Source organism: Paenibacillus sp. MCAF9 (assembly GCF_052114265.1).
Lineage (GTDB): Bacteria > Bacillota > Bacilli > Paenibacillales > Paenibacillaceae > Pristimantibacillus.
The window spans coordinates 482,286-504,649 of record NZ_JBFREL010000002.1 but is presented as its reverse complement, the minus strand read 5'-3'; the positions used below and the strand labels follow the sequence as shown (position 1 = coordinate 504,649).

General features: G+C 44.3%; 20 protein-coding genes. 16 read left to right on the top strand and 4 right to left on the bottom strand.

The window, feature by feature from the left end:
• Window positions 1-190: 190 nt before the first annotated feature.
• On the bottom strand, window positions 191-2,467 hold the full coding sequence (locus AB4Z45_RS05065) for a preprotein translocase subunit SecA (protein ID WP_441908177.1): 2,277 nt from the start codon (window positions 2,465-2,467) through the stop codon (window positions 191-193).
• A 609-nt stretch (window positions 2,468-3,076) separates the two neighbouring features.
• Entirely contained in the window at window positions 3,077-3,535 is a 459-nt protein-coding gene (locus AB4Z45_RS05060) for a helix-turn-helix domain-containing protein (RefSeq protein WP_441908176.1), read from the bottom strand.
• A gap of 279 nt (window positions 3,536-3,814) precedes the next feature.
• Here AB4Z45_RS05060 and AB4Z45_RS05055 point away from each other — a divergent pair, with 279 nt between their 5' ends.
• The 8 genes from AB4Z45_RS05055 to AB4Z45_RS05020 all read left to right on the top strand — a co-directional run bounded on the left by AB4Z45_RS05055 (window position 3,815) and on the right by AB4Z45_RS05020 (window position 13,012).
• Window positions 3,815-4,111 carry a hypothetical protein gene (locus tag AB4Z45_RS05055; RefSeq protein WP_441908175.1) on the top strand — a complete coding sequence of 99 codons (297 nt, stop codon included), beginning with the start codon at window positions 3,815-3,817 and terminating at the stop codon, window positions 4,109-4,111.
• An 898-nt stretch (window positions 4,112-5,009) separates the two neighbouring features.
• Window positions 5,010-5,849 carry an aminoglycoside phosphotransferase family protein gene (locus AB4Z45_RS05050; protein ID WP_441908174.1) on the top strand — a complete coding sequence of 280 codons (840 nt, stop codon included), beginning with the start codon at window positions 5,010-5,012 and terminating at the stop codon, window positions 5,847-5,849.
• A gap of 180 nt (window positions 5,850-6,029) precedes the next feature.
• Window positions 6,030-7,190: a tryptophan synthase subunit beta gene (trpB, locus tag AB4Z45_RS05045; protein ID WP_076268660.1), complete on the top strand. Its 1,161-nt coding sequence runs from the start codon at window positions 6,030-6,032 to the stop codon at window positions 7,188-7,190.
• Window positions 7,191-7,450: 260 nt separating this feature from the next.
• Window positions 7,451-8,305 carry a sulfurtransferase gene (locus tag AB4Z45_RS05040; protein ID WP_441908173.1) on the top strand — a complete coding sequence of 285 codons (855 nt, stop codon included), beginning with the start codon at window positions 7,451-7,453 and terminating at the stop codon, window positions 8,303-8,305.
• A gap of 434 nt (window positions 8,306-8,739) precedes the next feature.
• Window positions 8,740-9,285, top strand: coding sequence for a 50S ribosomal protein L25 (locus AB4Z45_RS05035; protein ID WP_441908172.1), 546 nt, complete (start codon window positions 8,740-8,742; stop codon window positions 9,283-9,285).
• Window positions 9,286-9,466: 181 nt separating this feature from the next.
• Window positions 9,467-10,060 carry a DJ-1/PfpI family protein gene (locus AB4Z45_RS05030; RefSeq protein ID WP_339206579.1) on the top strand — a complete coding sequence of 198 codons (594 nt, stop codon included), beginning with the start codon at window positions 9,467-9,469 and terminating at the stop codon, window positions 10,058-10,060.
• Between the two features lie 359 nt (window positions 10,061-10,419).
• Window positions 10,420-11,283: a CPBP family glutamic-type intramembrane protease gene (locus tag AB4Z45_RS05025; protein WP_441908171.1), complete on the top strand. Its 864-nt coding sequence runs from the start codon at window positions 10,420-10,422 to the stop codon at window positions 11,281-11,283.
• Window positions 11,284-11,581: 298 nt separating this feature from the next.
• The gene (locus tag AB4Z45_RS05020) at window positions 11,582-13,012 is read left to right on the top strand and encodes a VanZ family protein (RefSeq protein ID WP_441908170.1); all 1,431 of its coding nucleotides are present in this window, start codon (window positions 11,582-11,584) and stop codon (window positions 13,010-13,012) included.
• A 166-nt stretch (window positions 13,013-13,178) separates the two neighbouring features.
• Here the strand turns inward: AB4Z45_RS05020 and AB4Z45_RS05015 are convergent, their stop codons facing one another.
• The gene (locus AB4Z45_RS05015; protein ID WP_441908169.1) at window positions 13,179-13,982 is read right to left on the bottom strand and encodes an aminoglycoside N(3)-acetyltransferase; all 804 of its coding nucleotides are present in this window, start codon (window positions 13,980-13,982) and stop codon (window positions 13,179-13,181) included.
• Between the two features lie 227 nt (window positions 13,983-14,209).
• Between AB4Z45_RS05015 and AB4Z45_RS05010 the strand changes: the two genes are divergently transcribed.
• The 7 genes from AB4Z45_RS05010 (at window position 14,210) to AB4Z45_RS04980 (ending at window position 20,573) form a co-directional block, all read left to right on the top strand.
• On the top strand, window positions 14,210-14,683 hold the full coding sequence (locus tag AB4Z45_RS05010; RefSeq protein WP_441908168.1) for a MarR family winged helix-turn-helix transcriptional regulator: 474 nt from the start codon (window positions 14,210-14,212) through the stop codon (window positions 14,681-14,683).
• A gap of 74 nt (window positions 14,684-14,757) precedes the next feature.
• On the top strand, window positions 14,758-15,126 hold the full coding sequence (locus AB4Z45_RS05005) for a VOC family protein (protein WP_441908167.1): 369 nt from the start codon (window positions 14,758-14,760) through the stop codon (window positions 15,124-15,126).
• Entirely contained in the window at window positions 15,096-15,797 is a 702-nt protein-coding gene (locus tag AB4Z45_RS05000) for a hypothetical protein (RefSeq protein ID WP_441908166.1), read from the top strand. Before AB4Z45_RS05005 ends, AB4Z45_RS05000 begins: the two co-directional genes overlap by 31 nt.
• A 272-nt stretch (window positions 15,798-16,069) precedes the next feature.
• Window positions 16,070-16,996: a hypothetical protein gene (locus AB4Z45_RS04995; RefSeq protein WP_441908165.1), complete on the top strand. Its 927-nt coding sequence runs from the start codon at window positions 16,070-16,072 to the stop codon at window positions 16,994-16,996.
• Window positions 16,997-17,088: 92 nt separating this feature from the next.
• Window positions 17,089-17,451, top strand: coding sequence for a BlaI/MecI/CopY family transcriptional regulator (locus AB4Z45_RS04990; RefSeq protein ID WP_441908164.1), 363 nt, complete (start codon window positions 17,089-17,091; stop codon window positions 17,449-17,451).
• Between the two features lie 2 nt (window positions 17,452-17,453).
• Entirely contained in the window at window positions 17,454-19,406 is a 1,953-nt protein-coding gene (locus AB4Z45_RS04985; protein WP_441908163.1) for a M56 family metallopeptidase, read from the top strand.
• A gap of 456 nt (window positions 19,407-19,862) precedes the next feature.
• Window positions 19,863-20,573, top strand: coding sequence for a lysoplasmalogenase (locus tag AB4Z45_RS04980; RefSeq protein WP_441908162.1), 711 nt, complete (start codon window positions 19,863-19,865; stop codon window positions 20,571-20,573).
• A 221-nt stretch (window positions 20,574-20,794) separates the two neighbouring features.
• Here the strand turns inward: AB4Z45_RS04980 and AB4Z45_RS04975 are convergent, their stop codons facing one another.
• On the bottom strand, window positions 20,795-21,532 hold the full coding sequence (locus AB4Z45_RS04975; RefSeq protein WP_441908161.1) for a carbonate dehydratase: 738 nt from the start codon (window positions 21,530-21,532) through the stop codon (window positions 20,795-20,797).
• A 193-nt stretch (window positions 21,533-21,725) separates the two neighbouring features.
• Here AB4Z45_RS04975 and AB4Z45_RS04970 point away from each other — a divergent pair, with 193 nt between their 5' ends.
• Window positions 21,726-22,166: a hypothetical protein gene (locus AB4Z45_RS04970; protein WP_441908160.1), complete on the top strand. Its 441-nt coding sequence runs from the start codon at window positions 21,726-21,728 to the stop codon at window positions 22,164-22,166.
• Window positions 22,167-22,364 lie beyond the last annotated feature (198 nt).

Sequence of the window (22,364 nt, the reverse complement as noted above, 5' to 3'; positions counted from 1 at the left end):
AGGTTACTGGTTGGTGACCTGTTTCGGCCCTCTTTGGGCTTTCCGTTCAACAGGTTGCAAACAAAGCGAGAAGTGAGTAGTCGCATAAGGTTCGGAGTCAGCCATAGTTTAGCAGTCGGGTCAGGTGGTTGTTGAACGCTTGTCGCTACTGCTTCCGTCCATTCACGAACAGGCGCAAAGCTACGCTATATCAAATTTTTGACCACCCGAATACCGGTTGCAAAATCTTGCGAATATAATAAGCCATTATCGTCATTGGGGTCCAAGAGCTGCGCTTGTTCTGGATGTATTGATCGTTGATAATATAAGTCCGAGTGGAAGTGGGGCTCTTCAGACCAAACATTTCCCACTTCGCCGGATCATTCGAACCTTCGAGTCTTACAAGCATATTCTCCGACTCACTATTTATTTTAGCCGAAATTTGCTCGTAGGCTTGGGCGATTTGCACATGAAATTCGTCGATCGGATTGCGGCTAGCAAGGCTCTCCAAGTGGATGCCTTCGCGAATGTAAGAAACGTATGCCAGATGGTCAGCCCAGAACTCGTCGATATAAAAAAGTCGTACCCGCTGCTCCGAAGGGCTCATCGGCTTCTCGCCTTTCAGAATTCCGAGCCTCTCCTCGTATAGAATTCGCCTCTGATCCTCCACCATATCCGAATAACAGTTCAGTTCCTGGCGGATATGAAAGTTTTGCCCCATAGCAACGCGCTGAATATGCGCGATTTTGCTGCGGAGCCCCGGCTTTTCGAGAGCCTCATCCTGCCTCAGATTGCGAAACGCTTTATCGATGCCGAACTGAAGCAGCAACTCGTCCTCCAAGCTTACGAAAATGACGGAAGCTCCCGGGTCGCCTTGGCGGCCAGAACGCCCGCGCAGTTGGTCGTCGATCCGCACGCTTTCGTTCACATGTGTGCCAATCACGTACAACCCACCCAGCTTGGCGACAGCTTCTGCTTGCGTCGGGTTGCCGCCGCCGAGCCGAATGTCGACGCCCCGCCCTGCCATATTCGTAGACACCGTCACGGCGCCAATTTCTCCTGCTTTGGCTATGATCTCGGCTTCTTTTGCGTCGTTTTTTGCATTCAGAACATGGCAAGGTACATCGGCAACCGCTAGCGCCTTCGCCAGCATGTCAGACTCCTCGACGCTTGACGTACCAATGAGAATCGGACGCCCCGTCGCATGAACGGAAAAGATTTCTTTTACAAGTGCCTTGAGTTTGGCTTCTTTATGTGTATAAATCCGGTACGGATGGTCGATCCGTATGTTCGGCCGGTTCGGCGCAATTTGTACGACCTGCAGCGCATAAATATCTTCGAATTCCATTGCGGAAGCGTGCGCGGTAGCTGTCATTCCGCAAATCTTCGGATATAGGCTAAGGAAGTGTTGAAGGGTGATCGTCCCGAGAATCTCCCCGCCGGATATTGACTGCAGCCCTTCTTTGGCCGCAAGTGCAGCTTGGAGCCCGTCCGGCAGATGCCTGTTCTCCGCGACGCGGCCGGTATATTCGTCGATCAGCTCGATTTTACCGTTCCGGACGATATAATCGACGTCTTTTTTCAATAACAATTCCACATGCAGCGCGCAATTTAATGACGTTAACAAATGACTATTATGGCTATCGTACAAATTGCCGCATCCGAGCAGCGACTCCGCTTTCGCAGAGCCTGCTTCATTTAAATATACGTTCCGCTCAAACTCGTCGAAGTCGTAATGCTCTACTTGCTCGAGGTGCCGAGCTACTTCTGCGAAACGAATGCCGTCGTTGCTGGAAGAACCCGACTCTCCGGCGATGACTAGCGGCACCCGTGCTTCGTCGAGAAGCAGTGAATCCGCTTCATCGACGATGACATAGTGAAAAGGACGATGTACGGTATCGGCTTCGCCCAGTGCAATCGTGTCTCGCAAATAATCGAATCCCGCCTCTTTCGCTGTAACATAGGTTATATCCGCGGCGTACGCTTCACGTTTCTCGGACAGGTTCATGTCCGCTTGAACCGATTTTATAGTTAACCCTAGGAAACGATAGATCGGGCCCATCCACTCCGCATCTCGATTTGCCAAATAATCGTTGAAAGTCAACACATGAACGCCTTCGCCGGTTAGCGCATTTAGATAAGCAGGCATAACAGCAGAGAGCGTTTTTCCTTCACCGGTATGCTGCTCGATCAAAAAACTCTCGTGAAGAGCGATGGCAGCCATGATCTGGACATCGTAAGGAAGTAATCCGAGTGTTCTCTTCGCTGTCTCACAGACTAACGCATAGGCATCGACAAGCAGCTCATCCAAAGGCGTACCCGATTTTGCTTTCTCTCTCAGCCGGAGGGATTCCTCTTGAAGCTGCCCATCGTCCCATGCTTCCAAATTCCGTTTCCTAATGAGCTCCACTTTGTCCTGATAGACTTGCAGCTTATGCTGGGTATCGCGCTCTTTGAATTTTTGCATCAACTTGCCGGCTATATTCATAGAAATTGGATCTCCCCTCGGTAGAAATTCGATTAGTTATGGATAATATTTGTGCTGATCTGTCACCTAATAGGTCTAAATCCACTTCATATAAGCAAAACCATATACTGCACTTACCGTCATCACCGTACTCTAAAAAGCAAAGCTGACCGCTACGAGGGGAACTTTCTAGTTGTTGGTTAGAAATTATTGTAATTTGTGCATGGCAAAATGTAAACCATATACTGCATTTTAGAAGACACCATAGTCATTGATAAGCAAAAAGATGACGACAATAGGTTCGTCATAGTATGAGAAGATGGCTTACGATTTAATTACAGAGGTTATGAGAAGCATATAGGGGAGTGTTCGCAGTAAAAGGTTTATACGAAAATATAATAGACTTTGGCGGCAGTAACTAGCTGGAGTGACTGGACTTCGGTGGTGGTGTGGTTGCGACGGAGGAAGAGTAATAGTTGAGAGGCTTTTAAAAGTATCTATAACTTGAATATAAGTATTTTATAAAGTTAGAATCAATACGGGATTAACACTAGCTCCACAAAACCTAGCCCCCTTGTAGAGGGGGCTAGGTAAGAGGCACAACTCTTAAAACTTGGTTAAATCGTTATTTTACTGTACGGATTCGCCAACGGCTGAAAGAACTTTACCAACAAAGGTTGGTGTTCCCCAAATGATATAACGTCCTTTTTTCTCTGTATCATCAAAAAAGTATTGGAACTTCGCTTTTCCTCGAGTAGGGTCCGGTTGATTCATATACGACATGATGATTTCAGAGATTTTAACCGCTTCTTGGTTTTCAACGTAACAGTCAAGCACAGTACATACTTGAAGTTTTCCTTCAACCTCACTGTCTTTTCCGTCAATGAAACCTTGAATGTCGTTCATGGCTTCTGATTTTAACTCATCAACCTTACTGCCAATAAACATTTCTGCATCCTCCTTTCTAATTCTCCATTCGCCTCCAACTTTTGTTGCTTTTAGTTGGTTGTCTCGGATGTATCTTCTGATCGTTCTAGGATGCATGTCGAGCATTTGGGCTAATTGATCGACTGTTAGTAAATCTGCCATTTAAACACCTCCTTCGTCCGTATAGTTACATATTATTACCTTTAGTTCGTTTTGTAAATACATATATGTAACGAAAAGGAATTTTTTTTGGGAACTGTGAAAAAATGAGACCACCCGTTGGGATGGCCTCTGATCAACGAACTTGCAGTTGCAGGTAACAAGTATTCGAGAAATCCGTCCATGGAGTAGTAGGAGATGCTGGGTTCTTAGTGGAATTAAACTTGAATGCGGAATAAGAGATTAAGAACTCGTACCTTACTCTAAACAAGGAGGATTGCTGTGAAAAACAGAAGGTTTAAAAAGGCCCTCATTACTTGGAAAAAAGATCCGAGTAAGTTTCCGGAAAATGAATGGATACGTGATATTGTTGTAAACTACGGTGAACTTAAGGATAAGACATTTTATGGTGATACATGGACTGTGCTAGTTAGGATAACAAAACAAATTAATGGTACGTGGGATACATATGCTGATGTTGCTTTTATAGTTGACGAAGCCCCTTGGCAATTACTCGAATCAGGATATAGCTTCAATATTTGGTCGGGAAAGAATATTGCAGTTGTAACAATTATTTAAGAGGTTATTTGCGGGGTGAGGATGATTAAAGATAAGGTATCGAAGTGGGTGGAGGCAGGAAAGATTTTAGGAGCAGACCCCAATGAATGCGTTCAGTGTCCAGAGTGCGAATATGAATATCTTGAAATGATTAATATACCTAATACTTTGAATCCAATTGAATTTGAACGGTGTATTTCTTGTCCCAAATGTAAATCTAGGAATTTTCTTAGAATGAAGCGTTCCTAGTCAAGAAATAGGAGCAGCGACAATCCCCAATAAAAAGAAACTCATTGAATCCTGCAGGCTCAAGGAGACTTTGTCTCATCCCGGTGAATGAAATCTAGTAATTCAGATTATTAATACTTTTTTCGGATGAAAATACACGTATACAAAAAAAGTAGAAAATTATGGTAATATAGTTTTGATACATGACTTATGCAGTTCGTTGGATTAATTGAAAATTGTGTGAATCTATGCTTGAATAAACTGTCCACCAGATTCATACACCAGCTATACGTTTTGGTTGAACTCGAACAACCAGCATAAGAAAGGTAATTTTTTGCGTAGGGATGGGCAATATGCGTATCATCCAAGTTTATGACGTCACCTGGTTTTAGAGCCGTAGCGCTATCTTCTTGAAGCCTTGCCACACGTTTATGACCAAACGATCTCCATGCAAACGGCTTAGATTAAGATCGCGAAACCGTGGCTGTTCAAGTGTTTGTTTCAAAAAAATCACCTAAAATCCGCTAAGATATGCCCAGTTGAAGTGGTATTCTTCGTGATTATTGGGATGATTTAGAAAAGTTAAGGGATTTTTCTTGATTTGTTCAACGATATACTGACTTTTGGTGATTTTCCATCAGTTGGGATGAACTGCATAAGTCATGTTAAATGAAGGGGGCAACGATTTATTATGCTAGGCAAATGCATAGGCATTGGCTCCAGTTGTGAGGTGCATGAGTGGGGCGAAGAGGGAAAAGTAGTAAAGTTGTTTCATGCTGGCACACCAGTGGAAGCTGTTCAGCTCGAATATCGGAACAGCTCTGCTGCTTGGGCAAGCGGACTACCGGCAGCGCGCCCGTTCGAGCAAGTCGTGTGGGATAACCGCCTTGGTATCGTCTTCGAGAAAGTAGTCGGATCGACATTCGTGAATCGTTTTTTTGAACAACTGCATGCTTTTCATGAAATTGATTTTGACGATGTAGACAGCGATTTAAGGAAATTTGCTCGCGTCCTGTATAACATTCATAATGGAGACATCAGCGGGATTGTTACTGAGCAAAAGGAGCATTTGAAAGTAATCATCGGTAGACCCTCCTTGCTGACGGAAGACGAAATAACTGCCCTCCACGCTTATGTGGATCAGTTGCCTAATAAACGAATGCTATGCCACGGCGACACGAACGTCAATAATTTCATTTTACGAGAAGAAAAACCAGTCATGATTGATTGGATGCATGCCGTGATTGGCAACCCGGCAGCGGATATCGCGGAAGTATGCGTGACGATCCTGTATGCTGTGCTGCCCTCAGAAACGCCGCCTGACGTTATCGCATTCTTTGAATTCTCGCGGCAGACAGCTTACCGTATATTCGTCGATGAATATTGCGAGCTGTCTGGCATGACAGAAGATGAAATATTCCCTTGGTACGTTCCCGTCGCCGCTCGACAACTCGCATCGGGCGCCTTATCAGATGCACAAGCGGAAAAGCTTGTTGCTTTGATTAGGGATAAGCTCAGTATCGTGCTTTAGAGAAGAAGGCTGTAACAGGTTAAGGACAAGTTTACGATCTGAAGTCATTTTCAGAGCATGACTGCAAGCTAGAGTGTTATCATTCTATCGGATAACACAATACGTATATAAAATATCAAAGAAAATTATGGTAATATAGTTCTGATAGATTACCATTTTAATTTATGGAGGCGCTTACTTATGGACCAACAGTTGCAGCAAGAGGGGTACTTCGGGGAATTCGGAGGCAGCTTCGTTCCACCGGAATTGCAGGAAGTGCTAAACTATTTGAGCGAGCAATTTTACAAGTTCAGGGAAGATCCGGACTTTCAGGAAGAGCTCAGCTATTACCTGCGTGAATATGTTGGCCGCAAGAGCCCGCTGACGTATGCGGAGCGGCTGTCCAAATCTTGGGGAGGGCCTAAGATCTACTTAAAGCGCGAAGATCTGAACCATACTGGTGCGCATAAGATTAACAACGCTATTGGCCAGATTCTACTCGCCAAGCGAATGGGCGCCAAGCGGATTATCGCCGAGACTGGTGCGGGTCAGCACGGAGTTGCGACTGCTACGGCCTGCGCAATGTTTAATATGGAATGCGTCATCTATATGGGAGCTGAAGATATGCGCCGCCAGGCGCTCAACGTGTTCCGGATGGAACTGCTCGGTGCTACTGTTGTGCCGGTTGATAAGGGGCAGGGTCGACTGAAGGACGCGGTGGACGAAGCGCTGGGCGATCTGGTTCGCAATTATAAAAATACATTTTATTTGCTCGGTTCTGCGGTTGGTCCACATCCGTTTCCAACGATGGTCAAGCATTTTCAGGCGGTCATCAGTGAAGAGTCGAAGCAGCAGATTTTGGAGAAGGAAGGTCGTTTGCCTGATGCGGTAGTAGCCTGTGCGGGCGGCGGCAGCAATGCGATTGGAGCGTTCGCTCATTACATCGACGAGCCGAGCGTTCGCTTAATCGGCGTTGAACCCGATCAAGCACCGACTTTAACGGAAGGCGTTCCGGGCATGATTCACGGCTTCAAATGCTTGGTACTGCTGGACGAAGAAGGAGAGCCGCGGAAGACGTATTCGATCGCCGCGGGGCTCGATTATCCGGGTATAGGGCCGGAGCATAGCCACTTGAAGGTGACAGGGCGCGCCGAATATGCGACGGTTACCAATCAGGAAGTGCTGGAAGCGTTCCAAGAACTTTCTCGTACGGAAGGAATTATTCCTGCACTGGAGAGTGCGCACGCAGTTGCCTATGCCAAGAAGCTGGCGCCAACGATGGATCAAGATCAAATCCTGATCATTAACCTTTCCGGACGTGGAGACAAAGATGTCGAGCAAGTATTTCAGATGATTAAATAATAACAACCGTCGGCTGCATCTATGTAAGATCGGGTGCGGCACAAACAATCAAGATTATAACGATGTGATCTAGAATTTGGAATAGCAGACCGGGAGCCTCCTAAGTGGAGAGACTCCCGGTCTTTGTTATATAATTGGCAGAAGCGCTCCATTGAAGATTGGAATCACACCATATACTATAGATATGAAGGCTAATAGAGCAATCTAAGGCTAAAGGTTCCATAATGGATTACATAAATGAACGAAAGAGGCGAGTCAAAATGAATAACATCGTGTCGTTGGAATGGCTAAAAGAGAAACTCGGTGAGCCGAAACTCGTCATCGCGGATTGCCGTTTTCGTTTGGACGATCCCGATGCGGGGCTCAGAGCGTACGAAGAGTCGCATATATCGGGAGCTGTTTATATGGATTTGGAGAAGGATCTATCCGGTGAGGTCGAGGAATATGGCGGACGCCATCCGCTTCCCGATATTTTTGCAATGACAGTGACGTTCGCCAGGACGGGCATAAGCAACGATTCGATTGTGGTCGCGTATGACGATCAAGGCGGAGCGATGGCTTCTCGGCTGTGGTGGCTGCTGAAGTATATGGGGCATGAGCAGGTCTATGTGCTGGACAAAGGCTTCTCTGCTTGGATCAATGAAGGGTTGCCTTTATCAACCGAGAAGAAAGTGGTACAGCCTACGACATACCTTGCAACGGTGCAGCACAATATGCTAGTTGAAATGGATGAGGTTAGGGAGCTGCTTGGCAGCGAGGGAGTAACGCTTATCGACTCGCGCGAAGCTCCACGCTACCGCGGAGAGGTCGAGCCGATCGACCGCGTCGCAGGCCACATTCCAGGCGCGATTAATCGTTTCTGGAAAGAGAGTCTAACGGAATCCGGTGGTTGGAAGGACGTCGCCGCTCAAACCGATCGGTTCCATGATCTGGAAAAGAACGGCGAGCTGATCGTGTATTGCGGATCAGGCGTCACAGCCACGCCAAACGTCATTGCGCTGCAGGAAGCAGGCTTCACGAAAGTGCGCTTGTATGCAGGAAGCTGGAGTGATTGGATTAGTTTCTCTAACAACCCCATCGCCATCGGGGATGAAGAAGAACGGAAAGAAGGATAGAAGTACCTATTAGATGAATACATCGCCATGCAGTTTGTAAGCTGCGGCGGTGTTTTTTTATATCGTGAAGCAACACGAGGTCAACATATGGATTTAGAATGGTGAAATGTATTATTTTCAGAAGCCTAGTGTAAGCTCTTATTCATTCTAAATGCGCAAAGATGCCGGGCTCTTCGCCCGTAATTGGCCAGCTTCTTGGATTAGACAACGTGAGGTTTCTATGATATGGTGTGATTTACAGATAGGCATTCCACTTTCCGAAGTGGGGTGCCTTCCTGTATATTTACGGAGTTTTTACATTAAATGTATAGTGCCGTAATCGGCAGAACATGGAGGTGGTGATGCTATGTTTCGCTCTTTATCCCCAATTGGGGAAGATTCAGCGACTAAGAAACGAGCGCAAAGATCTTTTAATAAAGAGGAGAGAGTTAAGCATGACAACATTTATGCAAGCAGAGAAACGTACACATTTGAATACATCAGGGCTTCGTAATCTACGTAAATCAGGTCGTCTGCCTGGTATTGTGTTTGGTAGGAATGTAGAAAATAAGATGGTTCATATTTCAACGATAGAATTTCATAAGTGGTTGAAGCAAGGTGCATCTGGTTTTATCGATATACAGCTTGACGGGAAAGATTCGGTGTCCGTATTGCTTGAGGATCTCCAGCGAGATCCGGTAACGCGTGACTTGATTCATGTTGATTTCCAGCAAGTGCAGAATAACGAAATCGTATGCACAAAGATTCCAGTAAAATTCATAGGCAAGCCAATCGGATTGAAGCAGGGCGGGATTGTACAACTTCAGTCCGAGTTTATTGAGGTAGAAGCATTGCCAAGGCATTTGCCGTCGGTGATAGAATATGATATCAGCGGTATGAATATCGGTGAATCCGTCTATGTGAAGGATTTGGATTTGTCTTCAGAAGTTACACTTATTTCAGGTGAAAACGAGTTTCTCGTATCTGTAGTGAAGCCTTAACTCATCCTATTAGGTTTCAACTATTAAAAACACGTCGTATCTGCAGCTTACCTGCTGGTACGACGTGTTTTTGCGTAATTTGACAACTTCCTCCCGTTCTTAAGGACCATTGACGGTGCTTGCAGATTATCCCCATAATAGAAAAAGGTGTTACATAAATTTACAGTTGGGAGAGGGTAAAATGTCCAAACGCGTGCTTATTCTAACCGGCGACGGTGCAGAGGTTCTGGAGGTTTATTATCCATTCTATCGGTTGAAGGAAGAGGGCTACGAGGCGGTGATCGCTTCGCCGAGAAAGAAGACATTGAATACGGTATGCCACGACTTCATTGAGGGATGGGATACTTATTCGGAGAAGCCAGCTCATCTGCTGCCGTCTGATATAGCCTTTGCGGACGTGGAGCCTGCTGACTACGATGCCTTGATCATCCCAGGCGGACGCGCTCCTGAGTTCATCCGCAACGATCAAGATCTTCCGCGAATTGTCCAGCACTTTCTGGATGCGGACAAGCCTGTAGGCGCGATTTGTCACGGTGCTCAGGTATTCTTGGCACTGCCCGATCGTTCCTACTTCAAAGGCAGAACGTTAACGGCATACAATGCGTGCAAGCTAGAAGTCGAATCGCTCGGCGCAGAATATGCAAGTGAGACACTGCATGTAGACGGAAATTTAGTATCGGGTCACGCATGGCCTGATCTCCCTGGATTTATGCGGGAATTTCTAAATCTGCTTGGCCGGACGTCGAACAAGGAACTAACCTCAACCACGAACTAATTCTTAATACAGCGAATATGCATCGCCTTTCAAGTGTTGGCTTTGCATACGAATAGAAGGAGGAAAAGACACCGTGGGGGTGTCTTTTTTGACATAAGCGCGCCTAGCCAACGACGAGTAGTTGCAGAGAGGCATAACAGTATGAATGATTTGAATACATCACCATGTAGGCCGCGTGCCTTGGGTGATGTATTTTTTTATGCTCCAAGACTACTTGGCCCAGACGCACTAAACTATAGTCCTGTTTTTACTTGGCTTGGGTCTGGGACAAAGACTGGGCTTGGGTTAGTTCCTATGGAGGCGGCCCGATTGCTATACTTCTAAACAGACTTACATACTTAGATTAAGGGGTTATTGTCATGGAAACATACTTTAGCAACATTTTAACTACCGGATCAGACGAGGAGAAGGCGCGTGTTCGTTTGGCTAGGCGAGGACTTCTTGTTTTCTTCGCTATGCTCGTCCCACTCTCTATACTTAGTTATGCGTTATTGATGACATCGCCAATTTTTGTCCTACTGCTCATGTGGGCACCGGGCTTGTCCTCTATATTCGCTCGAATCGTGCTTCGTGAAGGGATATCGGATATTTCATTGCGTATTGGAGGGAAGCAAACACTCAAGAAATTGCCGATGATTTTGCTGCTTCCAGTCATCATTGGTTTGTTTGCTTACGGAATAGCCTGGGTGACAGGGCTGGTACAATACGTTACACCGGACACATTCATTAAAGCGCCATCTGCAGTTATATTTGTGGGAACTGTACTTATGCAAATGTTATTTGGCACGATAATAGGTGTGCTCAGCAGTACCGGTGAGGAGCTTGGCTGGAGGGGATATATGCTTACTCGACTAATAGACGCCCGCATTCCTAAACCAGTGCTTACCAGCGGAATTATTTGGGGCTTATGGCATCTTCCCGTCATGCTTGTAGGGAATTATTATTCTGGACCATACCCTGCTTTGTCTGTTGTTTTATTCATGATTTCTGTTACTTCCTTCAGTTATATTCTTAGTCGTTTACGCTTATCAACGGGAAGCGTATGGGCTGCGATTTTCCTGCATGCCTCATGGAATGCTGTGATTCAGGATGCATTCGATTTATTTTCCAGCGGTGAGAATGTGCTGCTGTGGACAGGAGAATCGGGAATATTTGTAGCTCTCGCCTTGTTTATAGCCGCATGGATGACATCAAGAAAACCGCTCGAAATTAGAAGGCTATAAGCGACGGAGTGATTACAGAAAGAGAGGATAAGGCTTAAAATAGCATAACGACATCACATTAGAATACATCGCCTTCTGAGGTATTTTCCTAGGGCGATGTATTTTAGCGTTTGAAAGCTCATCGCTATATTTTTCAATAAAGCCCTGTCGAAGACAGATCTTTTAAATTATAAACCTTAAATATTATTAAAGGTTTTTTAAGGAATTAGCAAAAGATGATTTATAGTGCCGTGTTATAATGAAAAACCACAAGAGAGTAAGACAGTACGATTTTGTGTTCGGTATGAGGAGGAATATTGTGAGCATTACAGGTATGTTCAATTACTTACGCTTTCTGGGATTGCCAGTGGTCATTGTAGTTGGAATCGAGCTGCTTCTAATTGCAGGTTATTATACGTTTTATTATCGCAAAAGAAGGCGAGAGGAAGAGCACTGGCTGCCTATGAGTAAGCTTATCCTAGGTGCGCTTTTCATCGGTTATATTGTTTTTGTTCTCCAGTTGACCGTTATCGGCCGAGGTACTTCGCATTTCTTGGAAATGAACCTGTATCCTTTCGGTGGTTATATCGAAGCATGGCAAAAATACTCGCTAAGAGAATTTCAGAACGGCATTTTTAACATTTTAATGTTTGTGCCATTGGGGATTTTGCTGCCTTGTTTGAGTTACAAGTTCAGAGCGTTCAAACGGCTTCTTCTTGTTGTTGTATGTGCAACATTAGCTATCGAAACGTATCAGACGCTTACTGGCGCAGGTCTATTTGAGGTTGATGATCTTATTAACAATACACTTGGCGGCATTATGGGCTACCAGTTATACAGACTTGCTGCTTCTATCATTAAGCACAAAAAAGTTAAGATCAAGAGCCTGCTGGGCAATCTGTCCATACCCATAGCAATCGGTTTGATGTTTTGTGCAATGAGTATCGTCTACAATCAGCAGGAGTTTGGTCAACTAGCCATTAATTCGTATCACAAATGGAATATGAAAGGCGTTGAGCTTAGCACTTCACTCACGTTTAGCCCAAAACCAAATATTGCTGCGGTATACAAAAGAGTCGTGACTAATGATGAAATTGCAGCACTGCTGCGGCAAAAACTAGCATTGACCGAGTTAAGCGTCAAGAAGTGGGGAAGTGATCGTGAAAGTGTGTTAACGAGTAATAGCGGTACACACTTCACTTTATTTCAATCCGAAGAGGGTAACTGGTCGTTAACCGAAAATGATTACGTCCCAGGGCAAGCCTCGCTAACTGATTCGGAATCTATGTTAGAGAAGGCGAAAACGATTGCGCATGATTTGAGCTTGCCTACCGAGAAGGCTGAATTGCGAGGAGTAGATGACGGTGAGTATGCATGGTCACTCTCGCAGATCCCCGGAATGAGCGAGGATTACTGGTCAGGCGATTTCTCCATTGGCCTAAAAGAGGATGGCAGCATCTACGCGATCAATAGCGGAATTAATCACAATCAGTTTGTGCGGGCGTTGGATTTATTATCTCCAGCCGAAGTATATAAACGCATAGAGGATGGGGAATTTCAGCAGTTGAAAAGAAATGCTTTATTAACAAAGGATCAGCTTGAAATAAAAAAGGGTGACCATCTAGAAATAAAAGGAATAGAACTAACCTATATGTATGATTCAAAAGACTTTTATCGGCCTGTATATCAGGTTAATGGAACATATAATGGTGATCCCAACTGGTTTACCTTGATTGATGCAAAGAATTAAAAAAGCTGATTTGGACTTATTTTATTTTGATCCCATATCCCTGAAAGCACATCTCGGAAGCTCAGCTGGTATTTATAAAAGGGTACCCATACAAACAGACACTTTTAAAAGAGTGTTTAGCGTATGGGTACCTTTTTTAGCTAGAGTGATTAGTGGGCGCAGGCCGTCACGCTCTATTCTTCTCCATCCACGAAACGGTCCAGTCTATCAGGGGTTTTACTTCCATAAATCGCACATCAGCATTTCCTACTTTATGAATTTTCATATTTTTTTGTTGATCATATTCGTTTCCTAATCTGCTAAAATCTTCGTCGTCGACTGCTTGAGTAGAATAAGTAACCCACGTTCTCTTGCCATCAATCATGACTGCACTGCTCTCATCTGCAAATCTTTTGGAAGAAAAATTTGCTCTCGTTTCCGCTAAATGCAGGGATGTATTTTTGTCATAGCCAACACCAATTAATAGGACATGTCCATCTAATTTATACAATTTATCTACAGGGGAGTCGCTGCCAAAAATATTACTTAAATCATGTTTCTCTGTTATATATTCCGCGTGTTTCCCTACTGCTGCTATCGACCTTGCCGGGTGATCTGACCTTTTTGCCCCTGGCCACTGTCTAAACATTTCAGCCACGACACCCATACCGATCGCAGGTGTTATTTCTTTATCATATGCAGGCCAGTTTTCTCGAATAATAGGCCACCATTCTATCGGTTCATTCCAATGAACTCCAGTAGAGGGATCAAGGTTTTTCCATGTCTGAGAAGGCATCATCAATGTTCCTTCTTTTCCTACGATTTCAAGAAGTGACCTAATCAATGTTTCAGCCCCGCCTACAACAAATCCCAAGCTTTTTAATGAAGTATGTACAAATATGGTTTGCCCTTCCGTTAATCCGCAGTTTTTGAACTGTGTAATTAAATCCTCTTTCGTTAAAATCATTCTCGTTTCTTCGTTTCCAGTCATTGTGCATCCTCCATTTCATTTGGAAAACAAAACAACCCCGCTACAGGTAGCGGGGTTGTCTCTAGCATTGCCAGAAAAGCATAGCCCTTGAATTACTCAAAATGGAATTATTTTTCAATAGTATACCAACAAAAATGACAGTCTACAATAGTCAGCAGAAAATTAGTTGCAATAACATTCTATATTTCATATACTGATATTAGTTGCAATGACATACTATTTAAGGGGTGAGAAAACTGAGCGAATATAGGAAGCTGGCTGAGAAGCATGAATCGGAATCTCACGGACAATACATTTCTGCCATCTACCGCCATATGCAAGTCTTGATATCAGCAGAGCTGGCACCTTACCGAATCGGCAGCGGGCAGTATATTTTCCTAATGGCCATAGCATCTCAGCAGCCCATTACTCAAAAAGCTTTAAGCGAGAAGCTGCTTATTGACAAGACGACTACCGCTAAGGCGATTGCAAAGCTAGAAGCAGAAGGATACGTGCGCAGGGAAGTTGATCCCGCGGATAACCGCTATCAGCAGCTTTATTTGACAGAATCGGCACAGGATGTGGTACCGAAAGTACAGGAAGCGTTAGACAGGGTCAAGAGTAGAACCAAGCAGGGGATTTCCGATGAGGATTATGATCTATTTATAAGCCTGTTGAAGGTTGTGCTTAGCAATCTGAGCAGGCAGGATGAAATGCTGTAATGAAAAATGTCACATAAGCGATTGAAATTGCAAATGCAGCGTATGACCAAACGAACCTTAGGAGGGCGTAAAGGATGATAGCATATCCGTTTATCGTAGTGGACAACTGCAAGGAGGAAATGAAGTATTATCAAAGCGTTTTTGGCGGCGAGATTGCGATTCTACGAAAGCAAGGGGAAGAGGTACTCAATGCGGACCTGCAGGTGGGGGATGCAATCCTTAAGTTTGCAGATACTCAAGCAGCGAAACCAGCACTGAAGGGCGATTATGTAAGAGTCTTTCTGAAAATCGAGACGGAAGAGACTTATCGAGGGATTTACAATGAATTTGCCTCCAGCGGGACAGTGAATACGGAAATGTACGAAGCTCCATTTAACGGTCTGCTGGCTATCGTTACCGACCGGAACGGCATATGCTGGGTGTTGTCCTTTTATCGAAGCTGATGCTAGATAATCGGGAATGGAACGTTAGTGTTCACTCTGTGGAACGGGAAGAAATCTGCTTTGCCCCAAGCACGGAGTGGCAGGTGCAGGCACAGGGCTATCGGCTATATGTTAATATGGATCTGGCAGCAGAGCTGCGTGCGCAGGATCAGGTTCGAATGACTGTTGGCGATGTAGGTAGACCCGACTGGGCTGCTTTTATCGGAACGGTAGTGGATTGCAGTCCTGATTCCATCCTGCTTTATACGAGTCCCCAATATGAGTCAAGTCTAATGAACACAAGGCAGCTTGAACGCCTATTCTCACCGCTCACTTCTATAGAGGGAGCCCAAAATGTTATTGATAAGCTCGGTTTCTTCCCCCCGTTTCATTACGATGTAATAACGAACGTTCGTATGGAAGCAGCAGGATTGTATAGCAATCAGAAAAACTTGTCTGTAACGATCAGACATACATCCGCAGTTGGGCTGGAGCAGCCTATTGCTTTGTATTTCGAAGACATCCAGCATGAGAAAATAAGCACTGCCGAGGAGTGCAATATCTGTTTGCAGCTGAGTCTCGCCTATGAAGGCGATCAGATTCGCGTCGAATTGGATGCCGTGTCTGGGTTTGAAGCATCGTTTCTATGCCGAAAAATGAGTGCTCAATTTCATGATGAGAGTAAGAGCTGAGAAGCTTCATAGGTCAGACACTGAAAATACAGTGCATAATGGATCTTTGATACATATGCGCTGTATTTTTTGATGCCTAAAAAACAAATTTTGTTAAGGTGAGGTCTAATTTTCATAGTTATTATCAAGAGGGATCATGCAGCATAATTTCATGTAACACATTTTCCTTTGCCATACTTTCGCCATGTTCAGGAGCGTTCTTCTCAGACATAATTCAGTTAATAAGTACAGAATTTAGTTTGTTTTATAACTGTCTTTAAGGAGGAATAGGCATGTTTAATAAAACGGTGGCGCTTCAACCTTTTGCTGATATTTCTGCGTATACGGAGGGGTTCAAGATTGTCTCGGCACAGATTGGCTCCGATGGCTGCATGTATGTTTTGCTCATTAACCAGATCCCTGTACGGGAACGAGGCATGTTCGTCCCATCGACTCTAAAGAAACCATATACCTACAAAGTGCTGCTCGTAGAAAAAGATTATGTTGATGAAGTGGTGTTTGCGGATCAACATTTCAATTATCATTATGTTCAGCCGCTTCATAATCGTCTACTGTTAGTCGGAGCGCGCTGCTCTTACTATGGCGTAGGCAAGTATGATCTGAATGCTAAAGTGTGTGATTTTAAAGGAAATACAATTCGAGAATTTTTGCTTGGAGACGGCATTCAAAGTGTTCAGGTGACGGAGAAAGGGATTATTTGGACCAGTTATTTCGACGAAGGCGTGTTTGGAAACAACGGTTGGGATAAACCTATAGGTGCGCAAGGTCTTCTGGCTTGGGATGAGAACGGCAACAAATTGTATGAGGACCAAGTGTCGGATATCGCTGATTGTTATGCGCTCAATGCAGCTAGCGATGAGGAAGTTTGGTTTTATTATTATACGGACTTTTTGATGGGCTGTATTTCCGGCGGAATCGAGCAGCCCAAGGTCACCTTTATAAATCCTGAGATTTCCGGCTCTTCGGGGTTTTGTACGGATGGTTATCACTTTCTGTTCGATGGCGGTTACGGAAAACACGGAACTTATATTCTTAAGAAAAATGAAAAACCGGGGAGTTTATCCGCAGGGTGCCGGATCCATTTTCTGAATGAAAAAGCCGAGCCGCTTGTCCCGTTAACACAGGATTTTCGAGAGAATCGAGTGCTTTTCAGTGAAGGAAGCTTATTGTACCTGGTGTCGGTTGAAGAAGTGGTTTAGCCTTGCTCTCCTATTTTTATTGACTATTCTGGTTTATAGTTATAAACTCGTTACATGGGTTTATGATTATAAACCAGATAGGAGAGGTTATTATGAGTAACTTGAAGCTATGTGAAAGTGATTATCGCTTTATGCTAGTTGTGTGGGAGAGCGAGCCGGTGGCATCCGGGAGGCTGGTAACTTTGTGTTCAGAGAAGCTCGGATGGAAGAAGCCAACCACCTATACCATGCTTCGGAAAATGTGTGAAAAAGGACTTCTTAAAAATGAGGATACGATGGTAAGCTCCATTATTCGAAAAGAGCAGATCCAGGCGTACGAAAGCGAGCATTTTATTGAGCGGACTTTTGAAGGCTCGCTGCCCCAGTTTCTCGTCTCTTTTTTCGGCAATAAAGCTCTCTCCAATAAGGAAGCTGATGAGCTAAAGCGTCTAATTGATGAGCATAAGGAGGGGTGAGTATGGAAACGTTGTTTTTAAAAATACTCAATATGTCCCTCACGGCGTCTTATGTCATTATCGCCGTGCTTCTCATCCGTCTGCTGTTGAAACGGGCACCAAAGAAATATTCCTATTTGCTATGGGCGATTGTACTGTTTCGCCTTGTTTGTCCGGTGTCTATTTCCTCTGAGCTCAGCCTCTTTAATGCTCCCCCCTTTGATATGACCGCAGCGCAAAAGAGCGGCGAAGCGGCACTGAGCTATGTCCCAGCGGACATCGGCTATATGGAGACGCCGGGAATGACGGTAGGAATACCGACCGTAAATGTCATGATAAGCGACACGCTGCCGCAAGCGGACCCGACTGCTAGCGTAAATCCTTTGCAAATATGGATACAGATCGGTACAGTTCTATGGTGTTTAGGTACCCTTTCGCTGCTTGTTTACAGTTTGGTGACCTATTTCCGATTGAAACGCCGCATGGCTACAGCAGTCCGTTTGGATAAACATATATTCGAGTCCGACAGCATCCGGTCGCCATTTATTCTTGGCTTTATGAAACCGCGAATTTATATTCCCTTTGGGCTTCAGGAGCAAGAACGAGTCTACATTCTGAAGCATGAAGCCTACCATATAAAGAGGAAAGATCACTTAATCAAGCCGCTTGCCTTTGTGGTTCTTGCTTTTCATTGGTTTAATCCGCTTGCTTGGCTTGCTTTTATATTAATGGCCAAAGACATGGAGATGAGCTGCGATGAAAAGGTGCTGTCGGAGACGGGTTCGGGAATCGCGAAGGATTATTGCACATCATTGCTCTCCTTTGCGGCAAACCGCCGCTTACCTTCTGCTAGTCCGCTAGCCTTTGGAGAGACAGGCATCCGTGAGCGCGTCAAAAATATACTGCGCTTTAAGGCGCCCAAAAAACGTGTGGTTGTATTTTCAGCCGCTGCTTGTATAATCGCTGTTGCCGTCTGTGCAACAAATCCAATCGTGAATGGGGCGTTGCAAGAGACTGGAGAACCGTATGGCAGCTATCGCTTTGAAGAACAAGTGTATATGAATTTACTGAGCTCGTTTGTAGCTGTCGATGGGTTTAAGGAGTACTATACATTTACCGAAAACTCGCTTATTATAACCGACGGAGCCGGTAAACAACAGAAAATGAAGGCTGTTTATGAACGGAAAGCTTTAGATGTGCAAAAGTTTAATGAAAGCTTTATGCCTAACATTAATGTTCCTAATATTTTAGGTTATAAAGAAAGATATGAGTATGTACTAACCGATTCGGCCGTTGATCCTGAATATCGTCTTTTTCTGCTGGATGATGAGATATGGCTGGCAAAAACATATAAGGATAACGTCAATACTCTAAAGAGTGAATATATTTGGAGCATCTACAAAATTTCGAAGCTAGACGAGGCAATAGTACAATCGGAAGCTATAGTGGGAACTCAGAACGGTGTGGATGCTTTTTTAGCTTTGCAAAAGGATTTTAATTCAGGCTACGACTCAGATAAGTGTTACAACATCACACCGCAATCTATTATTGAAAACTCTGAATATAGCATTTTCAAATATGACAAATCTGCCGCATCATTTTTGTTATATAAGGGAGTTGTCTATCCGCTTGGCGAGTGGTTTGGTGGGTTTGGCGTAACAAGTATGGCTCTAGCCGATATGGACAACGATGGGGATTCCGAATTGTATTTTACATACTCATGGGGTTCTGGCCTTCATCGCTCTCATGCGGGTTATTTTAACCCGTCTACCAAAGAAATTGTAACCTTACCCTACACAAATATGAATAAGGACATGACCCTCGTGGATCATGGTGACGGCAGTCTGTCTCTATATGGCGCAGACATATCAAATCTAATAGATTTTGCTCATTTCGATAGGAAGAAAACTGATTTTATATCGGATATTGTTTATGATAAAGGGCAGATTTTATTAAGTGCAGCAGCTAATGAGTAAAGACGAAGATGAACACATTGAAGTGTTATGAAAGCCTCACGTGGCATAGAAGCTAGAAGCTCAGATCACGATAATTGAGGATGCAGCTTTCATTGTTTTGATCCAGTTTTCATCCCGAGATTATTTACTAACGAACCGTATTGCTCTTCAAATGGTTTAAATAAGAGCTATAAGGTTCGTAAGCCTTTGGTATGGTAAGAGAAGGACATCCTTCTGCGTAAGCTCCATCGAATAACAAAGCTGGGTCTGTTTCAAGCGTAGGTAATTCTACTTTTGGGACAGCCCTTTTTTAAATTAAGGAATGGCGATAAGTTACGAAAAAAAGGCTGCTCTTTCTCTATTTTCGTTTATTTCATTCCTTTGTTCTACTTTGAATAAGCAAAAATATTCATGTTTATGTCAGCGTTTACATCGTATCTAGGTTCGGGTAAAGTGATGGAATAAGGGGGATCGCATATGCGTAGAAGTTGGCTGCTGGGACTTATTGTGTGTACAGGTTTAATTCATCTTGCGACGTTATCAGTGGACAGCACGGTGCTGCATTGGATATTCAAGCTTCTGCCAATGGCGCTCATTATTACGCTCGTTGTTTGCAGTGTACCAGATGGACGCGGCCAAGCGGTTTATAGGAAGCTGATTCTGACAGGGCTGCTGTTTAGCCTATTGGGAGATGCGTTCCTGCTGCTTCCCGATGATCCGTGGTTTGTGTTCGGATTGGGTGCGTTTCTAACGGGGCATTTGTTTTATGTGGCCGCAATGGTTGCTCGTTGGTTTAAGCAGCAATCGCTTATAAGCTGGTACGGTGTGCTTGCGGGTTTGATTATCGTCATTTACTCGGTGCTGCTGGGCAGTCGCTTTTATGAGCGAATTTCAGGGGATGAAAGCTTAAGCGGGTTATGGATTCCCGTCGTTGTCTACATTACCGTTATTGGAGCGATGTGCTTTACGGCAATTATGAGCCGCAATGCGTTTGCGATTGTTGGTGCGATCTTGTTCATTGCATCTGACTCGATACTGGCTTGGAATAAGTTTGTCGCAGATGTGCCTAATTCAGGTCTCCTTATTATGTCTACTTACTTCGCAGCCCAAATGTTGATTGCTTCAAGTGTGCAGAAGGTCAAGAATGTTGGAGAGGCGGCTGCTAAGCCTAAGAACATCCCGCTGTGATTAAGAATACGAACTTGATGATTGTGAATCAAATTGGATCGAGAACAAGTGTCACCTGTCAACTGATCAAACTTAGGGCATTGTCAAATAAGAAGCGAGGGGTATACTCTCCTGCCGGTATATGCAGAAAAAGGGCTAGGAGCCCTTTTTGCCGTTCATCTTGCCTAGATTAGGGCAAGTTCAACGGAAAGCTTCCCACCTTTGCTTTTCGTAAGGATAGATCATTTCAACAAGCGTTTGCGGTCATAGGAGATCCCACATGAACAGCGATGAGTACCGAAAAGCGAGTTATAGGATGGAGGGAACTCGCGATTTGCACGGCGAACCTCGCGCGAGAACTCTCTGCTATCCCTTGGAACTCTACGCAGCTTGTTGGCTTTTGCTTGCGTATCGATATGCGCTCCGGGAGGAACGAACCGATTTGGAGCAATTCGAACGCCATTCGTAACGATGGCATTCATTGAAATATAAGATCCGTGACCTACAATCGCATTAAAAACAATCGATTTGAATCCAACGAATACTTTATCGCCTATATAACAAGGGCCGTGGATAATTGCTCCGTGGGTGATCGATACTTCCTTGCCGATATAAATGGAGTATCGTTTATTCCCTACACGAATACGTTCGTTAACGAGTCCATGTAAAATGGCTCCGTCTTGGATATTCGAGTTCGCCCCTATAGAGAACGGGGATCCTTCATCTGCCCGCAGAGTAGCGCTGGGAGCGACAAATACATTTCTTTTAATGTCCACATCACCTATAACGCTCGTAAATGGACTAATAAAGGCCGTCCGATTTATTTTAGGGAACCGTGCAACGGGATTAAATGATGTTTTGGGATTCGGACTAATAAAGCGCGCGAATAAATTAAAGGGACCTTTTGGAAGACGTTTGGCGTTGTTTATCTTGGTGTTATTGTTGAATGATGGTTTCCAAAGCTTAACATTATTCCCCATGTCTTATTCTCCTCATGAGCAGTTTATATGCCTTCCAATTAAACTATTCAGCATGTCTGTGAATGTCACAAGATTTTTAGGTTATCTATCAGGGGTATGCCGTCCCAACACATTGAGCTGCTGTATACACACCAAAATCTATTAATCTCCATATGATAGTAGTAATTCTACTAATATTAAGGAGATGATAGGAATGATGAGAACAGGAGGAAGCAAGAGCGGAGGAGACCGAAGCTCAGGCTGCACATGCTCAAAGAACCGGAGCCATGGCGATAACAGCGAAGGCCACAAGAGTGGAGGTCACAAAAACGAAGGACATAAAAGCGAAGGCCACAAAAATGAAGGTAACAAGAGCGGAGGCCATAAATGCTGCTGCAGTAAAAGCAGTGGAAGCAACAGCAATATTTTAAAAATTCTTTTGCGAATCGGTGTAGGAACACCCAATGTTCGGATTCATTTTGATGGAACATCGCATGTAGGGGTTTATTTGGGCATTTCAGATGGCAGCGTCATTCTTAATGTAAGGGGTGTCGTAGCATATATTAAAATAACTTCTATAACGGCTGTAGAGTTAGGTGTTAAAGTCAATAGAAAGTGTAAGAGAAAACAGTCGTGGAAATGCAGAAAAACATAAGCTAAATGTGTGTACGCACTGGATATAACAACCGTACTGTTAGCAAGAAGGCCGTGTTCATTTGCTTGTTTGGGTATCACGGTTTTTTCGGTATTCCTACCAATAAAAACAAAAAAGGGCTAGAAGCCCTTATTGCCGTAGATATGACCCAGATGGAGTTAGTTCTCTTATTGTTATGATCGAAGCTTGCTTTTCCAT